The organism is Pseudomonas sp. SCA2728.1_7 (assembly GCF_018138145.1).
Taxonomy (GTDB): Bacteria; Pseudomonadota; Gammaproteobacteria; order Pseudomonadales; family Pseudomonadaceae; genus Aquipseudomonas; species Aquipseudomonas koreensis_A.
In genome coordinates this window covers 4,909,271-4,929,602 of record NZ_CP073104.1, presented here as the reverse complement: position 1 = coordinate 4,929,602, position 20,332 = coordinate 4,909,271, and the positions used below count along the sequence as shown (strand labels likewise).

Below are 20,332 nucleotides of genomic sequence, written 5' to 3'. Positions count from 1 at the left end.
GCAATCGCTCGGTGCTAAATCCCGCCTTGTAACCACCCCTCTGTTTTTACCCGCATCCCCGACCCCGGCCGGATTCCGGTATTGAGCCTCACGGGAATCCATGGAATGGCCCTGCATATCCCGACCCTGCTGGTCGTTTCGGTCTTCGTCTTCTTTTTGATGGGGCTTTTGACGCTGCACGCCTGGTATCGCGAAACCCGCGAGCCGCCACTGGCGTACCTCGGCAGCATGATGCTGCTTGGCGCCGTGGGCGTAGTATTGGTCAGTTGGCGTGATCGAGGGGTCGACTTCATTCCCATTGTGTTCGGTAATGTTGTTCTGTTGCTCAGTGCTGCGATGAATTGGACGGCCATGCGCACGCTGGTCGGGCGTAGGCCGTCAGTGTCCGGCATTCTGGCTGGGGCGTTCGCCTGGCTGACCTTGTGCCTGATTCCCGCCTTCTACGAGTCGATGCCAAATCGGGTTTTGATCTACTCCTTGCTGGCATTCGGTTACGGCGTGATGACAACGCTAGAACTCTGGCGCAGCAGAAACACCCTGAACGTCGCGTTTATGCCGGCGCTGGTGCTGACCGTTTTGCACACTGTGTTCTACGCCGTTCGCAGTGCGACCGATGAAGGGCTGCCGGTGACAAAGGCGCTCTTGGGCAGTGGCGAGGGCGTGCCGTTTTTCTCGTTCATGCTGTTCGAGTCGATGCTGTATGTCATCGGCATTGCCTATATCACCCTGGCGATGGTCAAGGAACGTGCAGAGCTCAAGCTCAAAGCGGCGGCGTTCAGCGATCCGCTGACGGGCATTGGCAATCGTCGCGCGTTCATGATGAACGCCGGCCAGTTGCTTGCCGACAGTCAGCAACACGCGGAACCAGCGGCGTTATTGCTTTGTGATCTGGATAACTTCAAGCGTCTGAATGACACCTATGGCCATCCCGTTGGGGATCAGGCGTTGATCGCGTTCGGCCGGATCGTGGTCGAGAGCCTGCGCAAGGAAGATGTTTGCGGGCGGATCGGCGGTGAGGAGTTCGCCTGCCTGCTCAACGATTGCGATGAGCAAACCGCATTGGAGATTGCCGAGCGGATCCGCCGTTCGTTCTCGCAATTGTCGATTCTTGAGCCGGGGCTGCTCAGCGTCAGCATCGGCGTGGTGACCACCCGTGAATCCGGCTACGACTTGTCACGCCTGCTCTCGGAAGCGGATCAGGCGTTGTACGGCGCCAAGGACCAGGGACGCAATCGTGTACAGACGTTGCGCTCGCTGTACCTGAGCCTTACCGATAATTAGTGCCCAGCCACCGACCATTTCAATAAGCCATTAGCACATCCGCCCTAATTGCCCCAGCCGGCACCCGCCACTAAATTTCCATTCTGTTTTTGTGCACTACAAAAGCGCCAAGGAATGGAGCAGCACCATGTCATCGTTTTTCAAACTGAGTAAATCCCTCGCTCTACTGACTGCCCTCTTGACTGCTACTTCAGTGTCAGCGGAAGAGCCGAACCCCGTCGGCGACTGGTGGATCATTTACGGCAACGGCGTCCCGCACAAGAACATCATGTATGTCGCCGACAGCACATCAGTGGTGCCGTCGACGCGTACCAAGGGCGCGCAAATGCTGGCGGTGACGCTGGTGTATGAAGAGCCGGGCAAGCCAATGATCGATGCCTACAACCTGGAAGTTCAGTGCAAGACCAACAAGGTGCGGTTTGTTAATGGCCAGTCGGTGGATCGAATTGCCTACATGCTGCGGCACCTGAAAGTGAACGAGCAATGGCAGCAGCCGAAGGAGTTCTGGGTGCAGCGTGCCCTCGCTTTCGTTTGCTCCCCAGAGAAAAAAGACATGATCGCGGTGGGCAAGATGGAGCACTTGCAGATGATTCAGGGCATGCAGCAAATGTTCTTCAAACTGGCACCTATTCAGGAAAAAGGCCAGATGATGGACAACCTCGATTCGATACTGGGCAACAAGTAACAGCCTGACCTCTTAACGCTGCAGCGCGCTATTTCGTCTCGCACATGACACCGGGAGTCATGATGAATCAATGGACTAAAACGTTACTGACGTTGCTGATAACAGCCACAGTATCAATGGTGAATGGCTGCCACCTGATTGCGCAGTCGCGCTGGGAAGGACGGGATGTTCAGGAAGCACTCGATCTATTCGGCAAACCTGACTCGATGAAAAAACAGACCGGTACCAACGGCGAAAATCTGGCCGTCCTGACCTGGTTCAAATCCTCCAGCTGGACAACTACTGAAGCGGCCGGTACTTCCATGAATCACACCGGCAACGGCATGGTGTACACCGAGTACTACGAGACGGTCGGGCATAGCTCTGACTGCAAACTGGAAGCCACCGTCAACAAAGCCAAAAAGATCGTACTGTTTCGGATCGAGGACGGAAAGATCATTCATGGCAAATGCATCAACGTTCCGTTCGTACCCGGTTACATTCCGCCCGGCTTCTAGTGCAACCCTGAGCAGGTACCTGCTCAGGGATAACTGAACGACTTCACCAGCGTCAGCTCTCCCACCGCGCGCATCGGGATCAGAAACGTCTCCATCTTCTCGCTCGGCGTACCCTCTTCAGTGATCACCGTCACCTGCGCCGTGGTCAGCGGCTGCACCGCTTCATCGCCGCCCTCGTCATCGCCGCGATAGCCACCGCCGTAGTAATTCACATACACCAGATACTGGCCCTTGATCGGCGCCGGCATGGCGAAGATTTCCGGGCCATAGCCGGTGGTGACGTCGACGTCGAGCGCGGCACCGTTAGGCGCGGTGCGGTTGCCGTACCAGACGTGCGCGCCGTCGGGGGTTACGAGGTGCAGGTCGAGGTCGGTGCCGTCGCTGTCCCATGCCAGCAGTACGCGCAGTTTCGCCGGGGTGGCGCCGCCGCTGGTGTTGAGGAATTGTGTGCGGTGACGTTGCTGACCGTCGGGGCTGCGCACTTCGACGCTGTTGCTGCCGTTGGGGAACGAGAACGGGCGATCGAAGCGGCCGCTGTCATCGATTTTCAGCGGCATGCTCACGCCATTGACGATCAGCCGTCCGGGTTCGTTGCCCTTCTGCGTAGCTTTGATTTCGCCGCTGATGCGTGCAGTGTTGGCCTGGCCCACCGGGGTGTTGACCGATGAGGCGGGGTAGTTGACGGTCTGGCGGAAGCTTTCGCCCTCGCCTTCGGGTGCACCGCTGCGCCAGCCGCCGACCGGAGTGTCGAGTTTGACGCTGTCGGCAGCAATGACCGGCGAGAGCGCAGTCAAGGTGCAGAGCAGCAAGACCTGTGGATAACGGAGTGTCATGGTCTATTCCAGCAAAAGATGACGGGCGAGCCCTTCGATGTAGGTTTCATCCTGGCCGTTGGGGTGAGCTTCAAAGGCCAGGTGCAGATATTCGTGGGTCAGGTCGAGGCGATCCTGCAGGGTCAGCACGCCGCGCACGTAGATGCGTTGGCGTTCACGGTCGACGAAAGGACGGCCGAAGGCGAGTTTGCACACGGCGAAGGTGCTGACTTCGTTGTAGCCGGTTTCGCTTTCCAGCGTCGGACGCCAGCCGCGACGTTGTTTTTGCAGCCAGTCTTGTGCGGCGGGCAGCGCTTCACAGGAAGCGACCGGGTTGTCCCAACGGCTGAGGCTGGCGCGCGGATAGGCGTGCAGCAGAATCGCGTCGTAACGCTGACCGGCATTAGCTTGCTCGACGGCTTGTTGCCAGGCGAGTTTGTCCGGGCCGGGTTGATCGGAGTGATAGGTGACGGTGCTACCGGCCAGCACCAGATCCGCCGTCCACGCCGCAATGTTGCGCGACTCGGCAGAGGCCGGGCGCGGGGCGACACGCTGGCGATTGCTGCTGTCGTCGATGCTCAGGCAGTCGCCGTTACGTGTGGCGTTTTGCAGCAGATAAGTGCGGATCGCTACGGCCAACGCCTTGGCCGCTTCGGCGGGTTCGGGTTTGGCTTCGCGCTCAAGGACGCGGGCGACATATTCTTCGCGATCAAGCCTTGCGACGAGTTTGTCGTTGAGCAGAAACAGTTCGCCGTCGCTGTGGATATCCAGCGCATTGCCGTTGGCGAATTCGACGCGGTAGTCGCCTTGCAACGGGCCAGATATCGCGAGGCGATCACCCGCTAACACCTTCGAAACTGGGTACTTCGAAAACAGGCTGACTTCGACACAACGCCCCGCCTCCTCGGGCCAGGCTGCCGGCAACACGGTCGCCAATGCTTGGCCGTAATGCCGCAAGACCATCTGACTGGTGCCGCGCCCGCCTGCCCAGACCGGCGAGCCATCAGCCGTCCAACCGGCAAACCCGCCCTGCCGCGATTGCGGGTCCTTATCACCGAGCCAGCTCCAGGTTTTCACCCGCAGGCGCCCGCCCAGTTCGCCGACGACATTGCCATCCGCCGCATTCAGCACTACATCGAGCAGCACTCGACGCGCCTGATCCTGCGCCGGCAAAGTCGCCAGGACCTTCAGCAGCTCAACCACGGAAACCCGTTGAGCCGGCTGCACCGACGGCAAATCCAGCAACCACGACGGCGCCTGCCGCGCCTGCCAATAGTTTCGCCAATCCGCCGCTGCAATACCCAGCCGCGCAGGTTCGAAATACAACCCGCAGGATTTCACCAGCGCCTGATCACGCTCGATCCTGCCGCCCGCCGAGCAGCAATAAACCTCTTCCTTCGACTGCCCGCGACATTCATACGCTGGTTCCCGCGCGCCGCTGTCCACCAGCCATGCGTAGACAAACAACTTCCACAGACTGCCCAGCGGCGTATCCAGCGATGACGGCAACGGTTCACGCTTGATCAGTTGCGTCTGACTCAACGACAACAATTCGCCCTTATAAGCCACGCGCAATGGCTCGTCCTGCGCCGTCGCCAGCGCAGGCATCACACACATCAGCAGCCACAGCAGCGGCCGAGTCATATCAGTTGACCGTGACCTGACCGAGGGCGGCTTTCGCTTCCTGGGCCTGATGCTGCGGCGCGTAGACCTGCTTGAAACGCACCGGTGGCAGGTTGAATTGGCCCTTCTGCGAGAAGCGCACCAGATGACGCAGGCGCAATTCGCCGCTCAGCGCATCCACCGGGACCGCGTAGGCCAACTGACCCGGTTCGAAACGCGCCTTCTCCAGCGCCGTCGGTTCGGTGCCGTCCTTGCCCTGCAACTTGATGCCCCAAGTGGTGCGCTCGACATCGGCGCCCGGTGGCAGCGGCACTTCGAGCATGCCGTAGCGCAGCGGTTTCGCGGCTTTGCTGGTGAGGATCACTTCGTCCAGATACAGACTGTCGCTGGACAGCGGCTTGGTGCCGACCGGCTCCAGTTTGAAGGTGAACGCTTCATCGCCCGGCACCAGTCGCGACAGGCGTCGGGTGATGGTCACGGCCATCGGCTCGACTGCCGGTTGCTGAGTCTGGAAGCTCAGCGCCGCACGCAGCGGACGCTCTTGTGTGCCGGACACTGTCAACACACTCGGCACCGGCGTGGCGCCTTGCCAGGTCCAGTACATCTCGCCGGTTGCACCGTAGTTTTTCTTCCAGCCTGCACCCGGCGTCAATGCGATGGTTGGCGACGCCTGGGCGATGCTGCGTTGCAGCCAGGTCAGCGCCAGCGCACGTTCGAGGGTTGATTGCTGCGGCAGCAGACGTTGCAGCAGCGCTTGCGCACGCGCCTGATCGAATGGTTGCAGCGACAAGTTCAACGCTTCGGCAAAGGGCTGCGAGCTGACCGACAAACGCTGTTGTGCAGCGCCCACCTGACGATTGAACGCGTCCGGCAAGGCCACTTTCGACTGCGTGGCCAGCGCTGCGGTCAACACCCGCGCTGCCGCCAGACCGAGCGCCGAATCCGGATCGCTCATCACCAGGCTGTCTTCGCCGTCGTCCATCAGGGTTTCGGCGTTGCCTTCACCGGCCTTGGCCAGATCCTCCATCAACCCGCTGAGCAAGGTGTTCACCGGCAAATGCATCTGCTTGGCAAACGACAGAATCAGCGCGCGCTGTAACAACGGCGTGTTCGGCGCTTGCTTGGCGTACACCTCCAGCACCCGCTGCCAATGCTCCGGCGGCAAGGTCAGCTCCAGCACCTGGCTGGCGTTGAAGTCGGCGTAATAAGCGTAAGCGGTGAGAAATGCATCCGGCTCACCGTCGTAACCCCACCAGGTGAAGCTCGCCGATGGCCCGGCCATTTGCACCAGACGCAGGCGGCTGTTCTGCATGATCAGACGCAAGCGATCGCGGATCTGCGGGTTCGATGCCAGCGACGGATAGGCGATGCTCAACGGCAGCAAACGACTGGCCGTCTGCTCGACGCCACCGTACGGATAGCTGAGCAGATCATCGAGTGCCGAACGGAACAACGCTTGCGGACTGTCATCCAGACGCAGGCGAATATCGGTGGCATCGGTCGGCAGACTCAGCGCAGTGTCACCACTGGCGACATCAAGGCTTTGCGTCTGCGTCACTTGCCAGCCATCACCGGTCGCACTCAGGCGCACAGCGAGGGAATCGGCGGTCTTGCCGTCCTGCACCAGCTCCGCCGTCCACTCGCCGGAAGCCAATGTGAACGCCGGCAGCGGCAGGTAGTTGATGCCGTTGCTCAGGGTCACCGGCAGGCGTTGTTCGGCGCCCGCGTAATGGGTGACCAGTTCAGCCTTGACCGGTTTCTCGGCCTGACTGAACGCGAACACTCCGAGTTGCGGCTGATCACCTTTGCGGAATTTGCTCGGGCCGCTCCACTTCAGGTACAGCGGTTTTTCCGAACGCACGAACTGTTTCTTTTGCCCGACCTGACCGTCATCGGCGATGGCGCGGGCGGTAATGCGCCAACGGGTCAGCGAGTCCGGCATCTTGAAAGTGAAGCGGGTTTTACCGTCGGCACCGGTCAACAACTCCGGCTGCCACGCAGCGGTGTCGACGTCTTCACGACGCGGCCGCTCCAGCACTTTCACCCCGCGCTCGCTGCGGTTGGCTTTGCCCGGCGCGCCGGGGCTGCCCGGCAACGCGACGTCGTAACTGATGAACGACAGACTGGCGCTGGTGCGCACGTTGTTGCGGCGCGGGTGATAGAAGAACTGGTCGATGGTCGGTGCGACTTCCGGTTGCAGCGCATAGACCATTTCGTCGACGACGCTAACGGTCAGATGCGCCGGAACCGCTTTGCCGGCGAACTGCGTGGTCAGGTCCACCGTGACCGTGTCGCCCGGCAGATACACCGCTTTGTCGGTGCTAATCGCCACGTCGATTTGCGGCGCGACCACTTTGATCCCGGCGTTCTGGAAGCTGTACTGACCGCCCTTGGTGTAGAGCACGGAGAAGGTCAGGTTCGGCGCAAAGTTGTCCTTCACCGGGATGCGCGCGCGGTATTGAGTGTCGCTGAGTTTTTCCAGTTTCAGCCAGTCGCCACCCTTGACCAGCAGCGCAGTGGCTTCGACTTTGTCGCGTTCCAGCGAGAGCAACGCATCGCTGACCGGCTCAGGGAAAGTGATCAGCGCCAGCGCTTCATCACCCGCTTTGTACTCGGGTTTATCGAGGACGATTTCTACGGTGCCCGGCACCGCTTTGACGCCGTCACCAGTGACCGAGTGCCCGGTGGCACCGAGTACGCGACCGTGTTGATCTTTCAAGGTCAGGTTGTAGGTGCCCGGACGTTCGAAAGCGAGACTGAAACCTTTATCCGTCGCTGCGAGTTTACCTTCGCCGGTGCTCTGGTCTTCCAGACGCACCCAGCCATACGTGCTCGGCGTCACCGCTTTGCTTTGCTCGGTGCCGCCCTCGTTGGCGTAGCTGAACGCAACCTTGTCGCCGACCGCGCTGAAGCGTTGCGGCGCGCTCAGGCGGAAGCTCGCGGCGCCACGGTCGATGAGGATTTCCTTGGTGGTCTTGACCCGATACGCCGCGCCATCGCTGGCGAACACGGTGAGCATGTAGCGGCTCGGTTTGTCGGCGGCCGGCAGGTCGAGGGTTGCATTGCCTTTGCTGTCGGTGGTCAGTTCGGTGCTGGTCAGTTCGACCGGGAATTGCCCGAGGTATTGCAGCTCGTTATCGACCATCGACAGTTGCTGGGCACGCAGACTCAGGGTCAGTTTGGCGTTGGCCACCGGTTTGCCGTCCGGGTAGAGCAACACCAGACTGCCCTTCACCGGTTCGCCGGTGCGGTAATCCTGCTTGGCCAGATTCAGCGAAATTTCGAAGTGCGGCTTGATGTACTCAGCTACACGGAAGGCGCTGCTGTAAGCCTGATCCTTATAGTTGAACCGAATCTCGTAACCGCCCGCGACGGCGTTGTCCGGCAACTGGAAGCGGCCCTGAGTGCCGGCCTTCGAATCAAGCTTCAGGTCGAGATGCTGCAACTCGGTACCGGTGGCATCGAGCACACTGACCGTGACATCCGCAGCACCCGGCAACACCGAATCCCGCGCATTCTTGAACTCGCGACCGACGATCTTCAGCGACACCCAATCACCCGGGCGATACAGCGGCCGGTCGGTGAAGGCATAGAGTTTGGTGTCGTAGATTTCGCTGTCGTAATAGAAGTTCTCGGAGACGAATACGCCGCCCTCTTCGTCCTCGCCGATGACGAACGAACGCTCCGGGCTGACGTGTTTCAGGCGCAGCAAGCCATCGGCATCGGTGGCGCCACTGCTCATCACGCCGAGGCCATCCGTCCACAGCACATTGACCTTCGGCACCGAACTGCCTTCATGTTTGCGCGCAGCCCAGACCAGCAATTCATCACCGGCAATCTTGCTCACCGCGACGGTGTTGGAGACGAAGACCATGGTGGTCGCACGGTATTTACCGATCAGCGCTTCAACCAGATACAGACCCGGTTTCAGATTGCCCAGCGGGATGTAAACGTTACCCGGCGCGACACTGACGAAATCGCTCGAAGACCCGGCCAGATTGACCCCGGTCGGCGGCTGAATCGGCTTGGCCTGCCACAATGGATAACGGAACTGGCTGACCACCGGCAGACCCGGGATCAGCGCAAATTGCGGCTGCGCGTCGTACGGTGTGGGTGCGGCGATGGCGTTGCCCATCTTCAGTTCCGGCACTTCTTCGGTGACCTGTTTGCGCGATTCATAGGAGAACGCGCGCTGCATCACCCGCCGGGATTTGCGGTACCAGTTGTCCCACAGGTACGCGAGGGTGTTGGACAGGCCTTCGCCCTTGAACTGACCGTCGCTGACCACGCGGTGCAGGTTTTTCTGACGCTTGAGGAAATCCAGCGGCTTGTCGATGCGGTATACGCGGATGTCGGCGCCGCCGTACGGTTCCATGCGGAAACGGCGATAGTCTCGGCCCGGCGCTTCGAGGCGCACCATCGCCTGCTCGTCCGCCGCAAAACTGCTGTCGGATAGCAGGAAGAAGCTTTCACCGGAGACCGGCGTGTAGCCGCTCGGCTCGACCGAATCTTCGGCGCTGACGGTAGCCACTGGCAGCAACAGCGCCAGCAGCAAAGGAATTCGGGAGCAGAGTCGCAACATGCGGGCACCGGTCATTGGGAGAGAAAGTTCAGTCGATAGACGCCGATGAAGTTGGGGTTGGCTGCGTCGGGTATCCATCGGGTGTCCTTCCATGTCATGAGTTGCTGCAGGCTTGCCGAACGCATGCCGTTGTCAGTCGGGGTGGTGGTGCCAGTGTGATAAGCGATGTAGCGGCCCATCCAGATCATCAGGTGCTGGTCGTCGCCCTGATCGAAAAACATCAAATCACCGGGCCGTGCCTGCGAGACGTCGCGGCTGACCAGATGGCTGTTGAACTGAATCAGTTTGATCGCGTTGACGTACGGCCCGACCTTGCCGCCGCCCTGCTGCCATTGCTGGGCGAGCTTGCGTTGCTCATCGCTGAGCGACAGCTCTGGCGGCAGGTAGCGATTGGACAAACCATTGCTGCGCAGCCATTTGTCGTCGTGTACTTTCAGCGCTTCGTTGGCGGCGAAACGCACCAGCCCGGCACAGTCCTGCTGATACCAGCGCGGGCTCGGGCCCTGGCTCAGTTGCTCTTGGGCAATGCGCACGAACCAGGCGCGAAACACCTGGGATTGCGCCGGGTCCAGCGCTGGCGTTTCAACGGCTCGGGCCCCCGCACTCAATAGCAGCGCGAGCAGGCCGAGGCTGCGGATCAGTGCCGTCACAGCGCTTTCCACTCCAGCGGCAACCACTGCCAGTGGCCATCCGGCTCACTGCCTTCAGGCAAAGTCAGGGCATATTTGCCATAGCCGCCGAGGGTGCGCAGTTTCGGAATCAGGTAGGTTTGTGCAGCGTTATAGAACACCGGCTCCATGTCTTGCGGCAGGCTGTCGAGGGTTTCCTGCTGCATCAGCTGCGCCATCGAATCCGGGCCGAAGTAGATCGGCATCAGCACATCTTTGGGCAGCACGTCGGCCATTGGCGGGAAGCGTTTGTCGAGGGTGCCGAGGGCTTTGTCGACGAGTTTGTCGTCGAGGGAAAACAGCAGCGTCGAACCGTGGCGAGCGAGGCTGACTTTCATGAACGCCTTGCCGGAAATCGCGTCCGGGTTCTCCGCAGTCTTCGCCGCATACGGGCCGAAGTTGGAGCTGACCTGGCGCTGCCAGACGTGGCTCTGGCCTTCCTGCTTCTCGACCACCGGGAAGACGTTTTCTTCGACGTTGGACTCGAACGCACCGACCATCGAACCGAACAGCTTGCCGAGGTCGCCATCGAGTTTGCTGCTGTCCTCGTCTTTCAGACTGGCGACCAACAGCGGCGTGTACAAACGCGAATCGGCGTACCAGCACAGGCCTGCCGCGCCAGCCACATGTCCGGTGAGGGTCTGCGCTACCGCTTCTTCAGCGCCGAGTTTAACCAACAGCGGTTTCTGCGGTTCGGCAGCCACCGGCAAAGTCACGCAGGCACTGGCACCCAGCGGCATGGCTTGCCAGACCGGTTTGAAATCGAAGTCGGGCTGGTTTTCCAGCTCGTCCATGGCCAGGTAGCTGTGCCAGCCCTTGTCGTCCATGTCGAAACGCAGCCCGGCGAAGTTCGGGATGAAGCGCTGATAACCCATGGCGAGAACGCTGGAATTGACTGACAGACGCTGTTTGGTTTCCGCGGTTTTCGCCGGCAGACCGAACGCCTCAGGAAAGAGTTTTTCGCCATTGAGCAGTGCCGCCAGCGCTTGTGGCGAGACGTGCCCCGATTCTTCGGAGACGCCACTTTCCGGGTCGTAATACTTGGCCGGGTTCGACAGCACCACCAGTTTGTCGCCGTGGGAGGCGAACAACAGCGCTTTGCTGGCGTTATAGGTCAGTTGATACAGCGGCACAGTGTCGCCGCCGACCTTGAGTTCGCCCATCTGGCTGAGCTGCGTGTCATCCAGCGCGACTTTCGCCAAGGGCTCGAGCAGCTTCGCCAGCCCGCCGCGATCCATCACCAGCAGGAAATCCTTCAAGCGACCATCCGCGCCACGCCACAACGCGACGTCGGCCGGTTGATCGAAAAGCTGTTCGATCAAGCTGTCCTGCAGTTTCAGGTCATGCTCGTAAATGATCCGGCGCAGACTGCCGATCAAGCCGAGGCGATCAGCATGGGTCTCGTAATAGAAGACGAAATCTTCGGTGAGCGTGGCCTTGAGGAACGGCACCGTCAGCAAGTCCTTGGGCAACTGACTCAGCGAGCGGGTTTCCAGCAACGCATCCGGGCGGCTCAGGCCAAGCTTGTCACTGGCCAATTCCGCCGGCGGTGCCTTGGGCTTGAGCAGCAGCCAGCCAAAACCACCCGCCACGCCGGCCACCAGGCACAACCCGGCCAGGAGCAAAGGCCAGCGCCGCGAAGGTTTGGCCGCTGGCGTGTCGGCAGCCGAAGTAACAGTGTTATCGCTCATCTTCACAAACCCAGTTTCATCCGTGACGGGATGCTTAATAGTTGAAAGTCTTGACCAGCAGCAGATCACCGATCGCCCGCAGGGGCACGATGAACGTTTCGCGTTTTTCGTCGACGGTGTTTTCGTTGAGCACCAGCGTGATTTGCGAGGTGATCACCTCGTTCTGGTTGCTGGTCTCCTCGAAGTTATAGCCGCCGTTGCCGAAGTTGCCCCAATAGTTGACGTAAACCAGGTAGGTGCCATGCAGCGGCGCGGTCATGGTGAACATTTCCGGGCCCGGGCCATCGACACCATCCGGGTCGAGGCCGCCGCCATTGCTCAGCGCCGGTTGTGCCCAGAACGCATGCTGACCGTCGGGCGTGACAATGTGCAGATCGAGTTCGGCTTTCGGATCGTCCCATCCCAAGACAAGACGAATTCGCGCCGGCGTGCGCAAATTGTTTGCTTCATAAAATTGCACGCGCTTGAGCGACTGGCCTTCGGCGCTGATCACTTCGACGCTGTTGGAGCCCGCGCCGAACGCGTACGGCCGGGCGAAACGGCCTTGGTCGTCGGTGTACAGATTCAGTGGATTGCCATTCACGGCAAGACTGTGCGGCGGGCGCATATGGCCGATGGCCTTGAGCTGGCCCTGGATCATCGTGCGATTGCGCTGGATGCCGCGATCGATCGGCGGCGTCGGGTAGGCGACTTGCGGGTTTTCCGTGCGGTCGAGCAAGCCGTGATAGCGCCAGCCACCGACCGGCTCCGACAGCTCGGCCGTCGGCGCCGCCAGCAGTGCGGGCGCGCAGGCCAGGCCGATCAGCAGCCAAAGAAATGAACGCATGTGATGCCTCCTGCCATGCCTGAACGAAACCTTGCACCCGATCCTCGGTACTTCACAGCGGTGAAACTGCGTTTCGTCTGAAAGACCCGTGACTATGGGGTCGTAGAAGGCGCGAAGATTAGCCATTCGGCGGTTTTTTAACAATCGGATACATGTGCTGTTGCTGTAGGAAACATGCTTTTTGCGACGTGTGAGCCGAATAGCGAATTTATTCGGCTCACAAAATGAGCCGAATAAACCTCAACCTTGCTCAATCGCCACAGGAATAAGGGTCGGCCACGACCTGCTCATTTGCCCATAAACCCCCTATCTGCTAGTGTCGCGCCGGTTTAACGTCAACCGGAAATCGCCGCCATGGCCCGCAAAAAAGCTGCACTGGATTTCGAACAGTCCCTCGCCGACCTGCAAACACTGGTCGAACGTCTGGAGAACGGTGAATTGTCGCTGGAAGACTCGCTGACCGCTTTCGAGCAGGGCATCGGTCTGACCCGTGATTGCCAGGCAGCGCTGGCGCAGGCCGAGCAGAAGGTGCAAGTGCTGCTGGAGCGCGATGGCGAACTCGCCGAGGAACCCTTCGACGCGGAACAGCCAGAATGATTGCCGCGTACACGGCGAGCAGTCAGACCCGGGTTAACGCAGCGCTGGAAACCCTGTTCAATGCGCCGTTGCCGGAGCTGGCGCGGCTTTACGAAGCCATGCGCTACAGCGTGATGAACGGCGGCAAACGCGTGCGTCCGCTGCTGGCCTACGCCGCGTGCGAAGCGCTCGGTGGCAAAGCTGAGCAAGCCAACGGCGCGGCTTGCGCGGTCGAGCTGATCCACGCTTATTCGCTGGTTCACGATGATTTGCCGGCGATGGACGACGACGATCTGCGTCGCGGCCAGCCGACCACTCACAAGAAATTCGATGAAGCCTGCGCGATTCTCGCCGGTGACGGTTTGCAGAGCCTGGCCTTCAGCGCCCTGCTCGAACCGCGCCTGAGCGACTGCAGCAGCGACATTCGCCTGCAAATGGTCACTGCGCTGGCTAACGCCGCAGGCCCGGCAGGCATGGTCGGCGGTCAAGCCATCGACCTCGGCTCGGTCGGCCTCAAACTCGATCAGAAAGCCCTCGAACAGATGCACCGGCACAAGACCGGCGCGCTGATCGAAGTCAGCGTCAAACTCGGCGCCCTGGCCAGCGGCCGTGCCGAGCCGGATGAACTGCGCGCCCTGCAGACTTATGCACAGGCCATCGGCCTCGCTTTCCAAGTGCAGGACGACATCCTCGACGTCGAAAGCGATACCGAAACACTCGGTAAACGCCAGGGTGCCGATATCGCCCGCGACAAGCCGACCTACCCGGCGCTGCTCGGTCTCGACGCTGCCAAGGCTTACGCGCTGGAACTGCGCGATCAGGCCCTGCACGCCCTGCGACCGTTTGACGCGGCAGCCGAGCCGTTGCGCGAGCTGGCCCGGTATATCGTCGAGCGGCGCAACTGACGGCGTATCCGCCAAAAAAGACCAACGCGTGGGCAGGGGGCGATGCATCAGGTAAACTGCCGCATCTTCTATACCTATAACGATTCGCCTGATGCCCACGACGTTTCATGAGATTCCCCGCAAGCGCCCGACCACGCCCCTGCTCGACCGCGCGAATACGCCGGACGGCCTGCGCCGGTTAGGCGAAGCCGAGCTGGAAACCCTGGCCGATGAGTTGCGCCTGGAATTGCTCTACACGGTCGGTCAGACCGGTGGGCATTTCGGTGCCGGCCTGGGCGTGATCGAGCTGACCATCGCGTTGCATTACGTCTTTGACACGCCAGACGACCGTCTGCTGTGGGACGTCGGTCATCAGGCGTATCCGCACAAGATCCTCACCGGTCGCCGCGAGCGCATGGGCACCCTGCGTCAGAAGGACGGCATCGCTGCCTTCCCGCGCCGCGCCGAGAGCGAGTACGACACCTTTGGCGTCGGCCACTCCAGCACCTCGATCAGCGCTGCACTGGGTATGGCGATTGCCGCCCGCCTGCAGAACAGTGATCGCAAGGCGATTGCCGTGATCGGCGACGGTGCGTTGACCGCCGGCATGGCTTTCGAAGCGCTTAACCATGCGCCGGAAGTCAACGCCAACATGCTGGTGATCCTCAACGACAACGACATGTCGATCTCGCGCAATGTCGGCGGTCTGTCGAATTATCTGGCGAAAATCCTTTCCAGCCGCACCTACGCGAGCATGCGTGAGGGCAGCAAAAAAGTGCTGTCGCGTCTGCCCGGCGCTTGGGAAATCGCCCGTCGAACCGAAGAATACGCCAAGGGCATGCTGGTCCCCGGCACCCTGTTTGAGGAGCTGGGCTGGAATTACATCGGCCCGATCGACGGCCACGACCTGCCCACGCTGATCGCCACGCTGCGCAACATGCGCGATCTGAAAGGCCCGCAGTTCCTGCACATCGTCACCAAGAAAGGCAAAGGCTTCGCCCCGGCGGAAGTTGACCCGATTGGTTACCACGCCATTACCAAGCTCGAACCACTGGACGCTCCAGCCGCCGCACCGAAGCAGGCCAGCGGGCCGAAATACTCGGCGGTGTTCGGCGAGTGGCTGTGCGACATGGCGGCGGCTGATCCACGTCTGGTCGGGATTACCCCGGCGATGAAGGAAGGCTCGGATCTGGTGGCGTTCAGCGAACGCTTCCCGCTGCGCTACTTCGACGTGGCGATTGCCGAGCAGCACGCGGTGACATTCGCTGCCGGCATGGCCTGCGAAGGCGCGAAACCGGTGGTGGCGATCTACTCGACATTCCTCCAGCGCGGTTACGACCAACTGGTGCATGACGTCGCGGTGCAGAACCTCGACGTACTGTTCGCCATCGACCGCGCCGGTCTGGTCGGCGAAGACGGTCCAACCCACGCCGGTAGCTTCGATCTGTCGTACCTGCGCTGCATCCCGGGCATGGTCATCATGACCCCGAGCGATGAAAACGAGCTGCGCAAGATGCTCACCACCGGCCACCTGTACAACGGCCCGGCGGCGGTGCGTTACCCGCGCGGTAGCGGCCCGAATGCGGCCATTGAGAAAGATCTTGAGCCGATTGAAATCGGTAAAGGCATCGTCCGTCGTCAGGGCAGCAACGTCGCTCTGCTGGTGTTCGGCGTGCAACTGGCCGAGGCGCTGAAAGTCGCCGAGAAACTGGATGCCACCGTGGTCGACATGCGCTTCGTCAAACCGCTGGATGAAGATCTGGTACGCGCGATTGCCGGCAGCCACGAGTTACTGGTGACCATCGAAGAGAACGCGATCATGGGCGGCGCCGGCGGCGCGGTCAGCGAGTTCCTCGCGCGCGAGAACATTCTCAAGTCGATCCTGCATCTGGGCTTGCCGGATATCTACGTCGAGCACGCCAAGCCTGCACAGATGCTGGCCGAGTGCGGGCTGGATGAGGCCGGGATCGAAGCGTCGATTCGTCAGCGTCTGGCCTTACTCGACAAATAAACGCAATACCCTTGTGGGAGCGAGCCTGCTCGCGAATGCGGACTGTCAGTCAAATCAGGGCTGACTGATACAGCGCATTCGCGAGCAGGCTCGCTCCCACATTTGATTTGTGCACATCTGAAATTCCCGATGGATTTCCATGAACCTCTCGCGCCTCGCCCTGCCCTTTCTTCTGCTGCCATCCACCAACGCTTTCGCCGATACCTTCGAGCGTGATCAGGCACTGAAACTGCCGGACATGCTGATCTCAGCCAACCGCCAGGTCGAAGCCCGCAACGACAGCAGCGCCGCCAACACGGTATTCACTCGCGAAGACATCGACCGTCTGCAACCGAGCGACGTGCCGGACCTGCTGCGGCGCGTCCCCGGCGTGCAAGTGGCGCAGGCCGGCGGGCGCGGCAGTCTGCCGGGGATCTACATTCGCGGCACGCAGTCGGCGCAGAGTCTGGTGCTGGTTGATGGCCAGCGCATCGGCAGTTCCACTTCCGGCGACAGCAACCTGCAGCACCTGAATATCGAGCAGATCGAACGGGTGGAAGTGCTGCGCGGTTCGCGTTCGGTGATTTACGGCAGCGATGCGATTGGCGGGGTGATTCAGATCTTCACCCGGCGCGGCACTGAGCAAGGATTGCAGCCACGGATGCATATCGGTTTCGGCAGTAATCAAACGTGGCAGCGCAGCCTCGGCTTGTCCGGCGTCGATGACAAGACCCGCTTCAATCTCGGCGCCAGCCTCGATGAAACCGCCGGAATCGACCGTACCCATGAGTCGTATCCAAGCGATGGCGATCACGACGCCTACCGCAATAAATCCGTCAGCCTGAGCCTCAGCCATGCACTGACCGATGACATCGAAATCGGCGCCAATCTGCTGGATAACCGTGGCAAGGGCGAGTTCGACAACCCGTTCGGTAGATATGACTTCGCGACGGATCAGTCCTACCAGCAGCAGCCCTACAGCGATTTCAACGTCAGCAGCGTCAGCAGTTACGTCGATGCCCGGGTCAACGAGATCTGGAAAACCCGCGTCGAGTTCGGCCATAGCGAAAACCGCGAGAAAACCCTCGACAAGCTCAGCGACGAACGCACGGTGTTCAACACCTACCGCGATTCGGTGAACTGGCAAAACGACCTGACCCTGGATGCCCGCAACAGCCTGATCCTCGGCGGCGACTGGTACGAAGACCGGGTCAACAGCAGCACCGCATTCGACGAAGACAGCCGCTGGAACCGCGCCGCGTTCATTCAGCATCGATATCAGGCCGACAGTTTCTCCACGGAGCTGGGGCTGCGCCATGACGATAACCAGCAATTCGGTAGCCAGAACACCTGGAGCGGCACGTTCACCCTGCCGCTGAACCCGGACAACGATCTGTTGCTGAGCTACAGCGAAGGCTTCCGCGCGCCGACCTTCAACGACCTGTACTACCCGGACTTCAGCAACCCGGATCTGAAACCGGAAACCTCGAAAAGCTACGAGCTGCAATGGCGCAGTCAGTTGACCGATAGCAGTCGCCTGGAAGCGTCGATTTACCGTACCGACCTCAAAGACGCGATCATCTTCGGCAGCAACTCACGTCCAGAGAACGTGGCTTCAGCACGCATCAACGGTTTCGAAGCAGCGCTGAAGCAGGAGTTGTTCGGCTGGCAGAGCAATCTTGGCGTAGCGATCATCGATCCGCGTGATCGGGATACCGGGCACACCTTGGCCCGGCGTGCGCGGCGGACGTTGAGCTGGGATCTGGATCGACAGTTTGATCAAGTCAGCCTCGGCGCCAGTTGGCAGGCGGTCAGCAGCAGTTATGACGATAAGGACAATACGCAGGCGCTGGGCGGCTATGCGCTGTTCGGCTTGCGCAGCAGTTGGGCACTGAATCGCGAGATCAAGCTGGATCTGAAGGTCGATAACATTTTCGACAAGAGCTACAGCCGGGCGAATTACAGCTACGACGGCAGCCAGTATGGCTATCGCGAAGAAGGTCGGGGGTGGATGTTTGGTGTCACCTGGACGCCAGAGCTTTGATCTGAGCTTTGCAGTGCTTTGGCTGCCCTCTTCGCGAGCAGGCTCGCTCCCACAGTAGATTGAGCACAACCACACATTTTGTGCCCGCCAGAGAACCAATGTGGGAGCGAGCCTGCTCGCGAAGAAGTCACCACGGTTTCAGTGGTCCGGCGCAATCAATTGGCAGAGCTTGGCGGTGGCGCTGATCATCTGGCCGCTTGGGCGCTCAAGGCCTTTGTCGGTGACCAACAGTAACTTTGCATGCTTCACCGCCGCCACCTGTGGCCACGCCTTCCACGCATCAAGTTGCGCCTGATCCCCCGCCAGAATCACTTCAGGATCACGCTGCAAAACCGCCTCAATACTCACCTGCGGCGCCGGTAGACTCAGGTCAGCGAACACATTGCGCGCCCCGCACACTTCCAGCGCATCGCTGATGATCTGCCCGCCACCGACGGTGTACAGCGGCTTGTCCCACACCTGATAGAAAACCCGCAACGGCACATCGCGGCGATAGCGCTGGCGCAGCTCTGCGAGTTGTTTGCGCAACTCCGAAGCCCGTTTCACCCCACGTTCAGGTCGCCCCAATTGCGCGGCAATGGCTTCTATCTGGGTAATGAGTTGCTCAAAGGAATGCGGTTCGGCGACGAAGGTCGGGATGCCCAAGCGCTTGAGCTGATCACGCTGCGCAGGGCCGACACTGCCGGGCCACAGCAACAATAAATCAGGCTGGAGGCTCAGCAGTTGTTCCATGTCGAGTTGGCCATAGCGGCCGACAGAGGGGACGTTGGCAATTTCAGCAGGACGCTCCCCGGCATCCAGCACGCCGACCAGCAGGTCAGCCGAATCCAGTTCAACGACAATTTCAGACAGCGACGGCGCGAGGCTGACCACCCGCAGGCTCGCCAGCACCGGAGCCGAGACGGCCAGCAGCAGAACCGCCAGCCAGAGACGGCGCATCAGCCGAGTTGACGCGGGATACGGTAGAGATAAAACAGTACCGCCGTGGACAACGCCAGCAGCATCAACGGTACGGCTTCAAGACCGACAAACACCGCCAGTGCGCCAATCCACGCCGGCAAGGCTGCCGCGAGAAAAGCCGCACGACGACGGGCTGCGAGGGCAATCCACGCGGCAGGTTCAGCAGGGGTATCGAGGGCTTTTTGCGTAGCGATCAGCGCATGTTTGTAGCGACCGAAAAACTTCAGGCTGACAAACATCGACGCGACGCCGGCAATGAAAAACGGCATCGCCAGTACCGGCAGAATCCCCTCGCCCTGACCGAACAGAGCGTTGAGGACAAACAACGGCACCAGCGCCAGCGCGAGGTATTTCCACCAATCAACCGACAACCGGCGCCGCACCTGACCCCGTGTCACGCGCGATCAACCTCGCCCTGATGCTCGTTGCCCATCATGTGGTCGAGCTTGCTGGCCTTGGTCGCCAGGTAGAGTTTGTTGTGCGGGTTGTGGCCGGTGTGCAGCGGCACGCGCTCGGCGACGGTAATACCCATATCGGTCAAGGCTTTGACCTTGCGCGGGTTGTTAGTCATCAGACGCAGGGATATCACACCCAAGTGCTCCAGCATCGGCAGGCACATGGCGTAATCGCGCTGGTCGGCGGCAAAGCCCAGACGTTCGTTGGCTTCTACGGTGTCGGCGCCGCCGTCCTGCAGCTCATAGGCGCGGATCTTGTTCAGCAGACCGATGCCGCGACCTTCCTGACGCAGGTAGAGCAACACGCCTCGGCCTTCGCGGGCGATGGCTTTCAGCGCGCCTTCCAGTTGCGAACCGCAGTCGCAGCGCTGGCTGAACAAGGCATCGCCCGTCAGGCATTCGGAGTGCAAACGGCCGAGTACCGGGGCACCGTCGGCAATTTCACCCAGGCTCAGCACGACATGCTCGCGGCCGGTGGCTTCATCGAGAAAACCGTGCATGGTGAATTGCGCAAAAGGCGTTGGCAGCTTGGAAGCGGCGACAAAGACGACAGGCACCGGTGTGCTCCTGATCTAAAGAGTCTGAAAATTCGCAGGCCGGCATTGTAACAGCAGGTTCCTGCACACGCTTAGGCTGAATTATCGGGCATAACGATCAAAAAGTTTGATAACTGCCTCATGGACGCCGCGGCTCCCTTGTAGGAGTGAGCCTGCTCGCGATAGCGGTGTGTCAGCTAAATCAATGTCTGAGTTAGACCG

Annotated in this window: 16 protein-coding genes; 7 read left to right on the top strand and 9 right to left on the bottom strand. The window is 60.7% G+C overall.

Going from position 1 to position 20,332, the window contains the following annotated elements; translation table 11 throughout:
* The first annotated feature begins 105 nt into the window (after positions 1–105).
* The 3 genes from KBP52_RS22060 to KBP52_RS22050 all read left to right on the top strand — a co-directional run bounded on the left by KBP52_RS22060 (position 106) and on the right by KBP52_RS22050 (position 2,463).
* Complete coding sequence (locus KBP52_RS22060) at positions 106–1,281, top strand: diguanylate cyclase (protein WP_212620961.1); 1,176 nt, start codon at positions 106–108, stop codon at positions 1,279–1,281.
* Positions 1,282–1,408: 127 nt separating this feature from the next.
* Complete coding sequence (locus KBP52_RS22055; RefSeq protein ID WP_212620960.1) at positions 1,409–1,966, top strand: hypothetical protein; 558 nt, start codon at positions 1,409–1,411, stop codon at positions 1,964–1,966.
* 62 nt (positions 1,967–2,028) lie between these two features.
* A complete protein-coding gene (locus KBP52_RS22050; protein WP_212620959.1) occupies positions 2,029–2,463 on the top strand; it encodes a hypothetical protein in 435 nt (144 codons plus the stop codon).
* Positions 2,464–2,486: 23 nt separating this feature from the next.
* On the opposite strand, the gene KBP52_RS22045 is transcribed toward KBP52_RS22050, so the two are convergent.
* The 6 genes from KBP52_RS22045 to KBP52_RS22020 are packed head-to-tail and all read right to left on the bottom strand — an operon-like array spanning position 2,487 to position 12,665.
* Positions 2,487–3,296, bottom strand: coding sequence for a DUF2135 domain-containing protein (locus tag KBP52_RS22045; RefSeq protein WP_212620958.1), 810 nt, complete (start codon positions 3,294–3,296; stop codon positions 2,487–2,489).
* A gap of 3 nt (positions 3,297–3,299) precedes the next feature.
* Entirely contained in the window at positions 3,300–4,919 is a 1,620-nt protein-coding gene (locus tag KBP52_RS22040) for a DUF2300 domain-containing protein (protein WP_212620957.1), read from the bottom strand.
* Between the two features lies 1 nt (position 4,920).
* Complete coding sequence (locus KBP52_RS22035) at positions 4,921–9,495, bottom strand: alpha-2-macroglobulin (RefSeq protein WP_212620956.1); 4,575 nt, start codon at positions 9,493–9,495, stop codon at positions 4,921–4,923.
* On the bottom strand, positions 9,492–10,130 hold the full coding sequence (locus KBP52_RS22030) for a DUF1175 family protein (protein WP_077574696.1): 639 nt from the start codon (positions 10,128–10,130) through the stop codon (positions 9,492–9,494). Before KBP52_RS22030 ends, KBP52_RS22035 begins: the two co-directional genes overlap by 4 nt.
* Positions 10,127–11,839, bottom strand: a complete 1,713-nt coding sequence (locus KBP52_RS22025; RefSeq protein WP_212620955.1) for a DUF2138 domain-containing protein — start codon at positions 11,837–11,839, stop codon at positions 10,127–10,129. Before KBP52_RS22025 ends, KBP52_RS22030 begins: the two co-directional genes overlap by 4 nt.
* A gap of 34 nt (positions 11,840–11,873) precedes the next feature.
* Positions 11,874–12,665 (bottom strand): DUF2135 domain-containing protein, encoded by a 792-nt coding sequence (locus KBP52_RS22020; RefSeq protein WP_095048805.1) that lies wholly within the window; start codon positions 12,663–12,665, stop codon positions 11,874–11,876.
* 354 nt (positions 12,666–13,019) lie between these two features.
* Here KBP52_RS22020 and KBP52_RS22015 point away from each other — a divergent pair, with 354 nt between their 5' ends.
* From KBP52_RS22015 to KBP52_RS22000, 4 genes are all read left to right on the top strand, one after another.
* Positions 13,020–13,262: an exodeoxyribonuclease VII small subunit gene (locus tag KBP52_RS22015; RefSeq protein WP_003228627.1), complete on the top strand. Its 243-nt coding sequence runs from the start codon at positions 13,020–13,022 to the stop codon at positions 13,260–13,262.
* Positions 13,259–14,146, top strand: coding sequence for a (2E,6E)-farnesyl diphosphate synthase (ispA, locus tag KBP52_RS22010; RefSeq protein ID WP_116029881.1), 888 nt, complete (start codon positions 13,259–13,261; stop codon positions 14,144–14,146). Before KBP52_RS22015 ends, ispA begins: the two co-directional genes overlap by 4 nt.
* A 91-nt stretch (positions 14,147–14,237) precedes the next feature.
* Complete coding sequence (gene dxs, locus KBP52_RS22005; RefSeq protein ID WP_212620954.1) at positions 14,238–16,136, top strand: 1-deoxy-D-xylulose-5-phosphate synthase; 1,899 nt, start codon at positions 14,238–14,240, stop codon at positions 16,134–16,136.
* Between the two features lie 139 nt (positions 16,137–16,275).
* A complete protein-coding gene (locus KBP52_RS22000) occupies positions 16,276–18,159 on the top strand; it encodes a TonB-dependent receptor (RefSeq protein ID WP_212620953.1) in 1,884 nt (627 codons plus the stop codon).
* A gap of 138 nt (positions 18,160–18,297) precedes the next feature.
* Here KBP52_RS22000 and KBP52_RS21995 read toward each other — a convergent pair whose 3' ends face one another.
* Genes KBP52_RS21995 through ribA form a run of 3 tightly spaced genes read right to left on the bottom strand, consistent with a single transcriptional unit; the run spans position 18,298 to position 20,131 of the window.
* On the bottom strand, positions 18,298–19,098 hold the full coding sequence (locus KBP52_RS21995; RefSeq protein WP_212620952.1) for a cobalamin-binding protein: 801 nt from the start codon (positions 19,096–19,098) through the stop codon (positions 18,298–18,300).
* The gene (locus KBP52_RS21990) at positions 19,098–19,517 is read right to left on the bottom strand and encodes an MFS transporter (RefSeq protein WP_116029885.1); all 420 of its coding nucleotides are present in this window, start codon (positions 19,515–19,517) and stop codon (positions 19,098–19,100) included. The genes KBP52_RS21995 and KBP52_RS21990 overlap by 1 nt, the downstream gene beginning before the upstream one ends.
* Positions 19,514–20,131, bottom strand: coding sequence for a GTP cyclohydrolase II (ribA, locus tag KBP52_RS21985; RefSeq protein ID WP_212620951.1), 618 nt, complete (start codon positions 20,129–20,131; stop codon positions 19,514–19,516). The genes KBP52_RS21990 and ribA overlap by 4 nt, the downstream gene beginning before the upstream one ends.
* Between the last annotated feature and the right edge of the window lie 201 nt (positions 20,132–20,332).

Bases quoted from the DNA above. Each gene is read 5' to 3' on its own strand.
- KBP52_RS22060 (WP_212620961.1), top strand. From the start codon at position 106: ATGGCCCTGCATATCCCGACCCTGCTGGTCGTTTCGGTCTTCGTCTTC.
- KBP52_RS22055 (WP_212620960.1), top strand. From the start codon at position 1,409: ATGTCATCGTTTTTCAAACTGAGTAAATCCCTCGCTCTACTGACTGCC.
- KBP52_RS22050 (WP_212620959.1), top strand. From the start codon at position 2,029: ATGAATCAATGGACTAAAACGTTACTGACGTTGCTGATAACAGCCACA.
- KBP52_RS22045 (WP_212620958.1), bottom strand. From the start codon at position 3,296: ATGACACTCCGTTATCCACAGGTCTTGCTGCTCTGCACCTTGACTGCG.
- KBP52_RS22040 (WP_212620957.1), bottom strand. From the start codon at position 4,919: ATGACTCGGCCGCTGCTGTGGCTGCTGATGTGTGTGATGCCTGCGCTG.
- KBP52_RS22035 (WP_212620956.1), bottom strand. From the start codon at position 9,495: ATGACCGGTGCCCGCATGTTGCGACTCTGCTCCCGAATTCCTTTGCTG.
- KBP52_RS22025 (WP_212620955.1), bottom strand. From the start codon at position 11,839: ATGAGCGATAACACTGTTACTTCGGCTGCCGACACGCCAGCGGCCAAA.
- KBP52_RS22020 (WP_095048805.1), bottom strand. From the start codon at position 12,665: ATGCGTTCATTTCTTTGGCTGCTGATCGGCCTGGCCTGCGCGCCCGCA.
- KBP52_RS22015 (WP_003228627.1), top strand. From the start codon at position 13,020: ATGGCCCGCAAAAAAGCTGCACTGGATTTCGAACAGTCCCTCGCCGAC.
- ispA (WP_116029881.1), top strand. From the start codon at position 13,259: ATGATTGCCGCGTACACGGCGAGCAGTCAGACCCGGGTTAACGCAGCG.
- dxs (WP_212620954.1), top strand. From the start codon at position 14,238: ATGCCCACGACGTTTCATGAGATTCCCCGCAAGCGCCCGACCACGCCC.
- KBP52_RS22000 (WP_212620953.1), top strand. From the start codon at position 16,276: ATGAACCTCTCGCGCCTCGCCCTGCCCTTTCTTCTGCTGCCATCCACC.
- KBP52_RS21995 (WP_212620952.1), bottom strand. From the start codon at position 19,098: ATGCGCCGTCTCTGGCTGGCGGTTCTGCTGCTGGCCGTCTCGGCTCCG.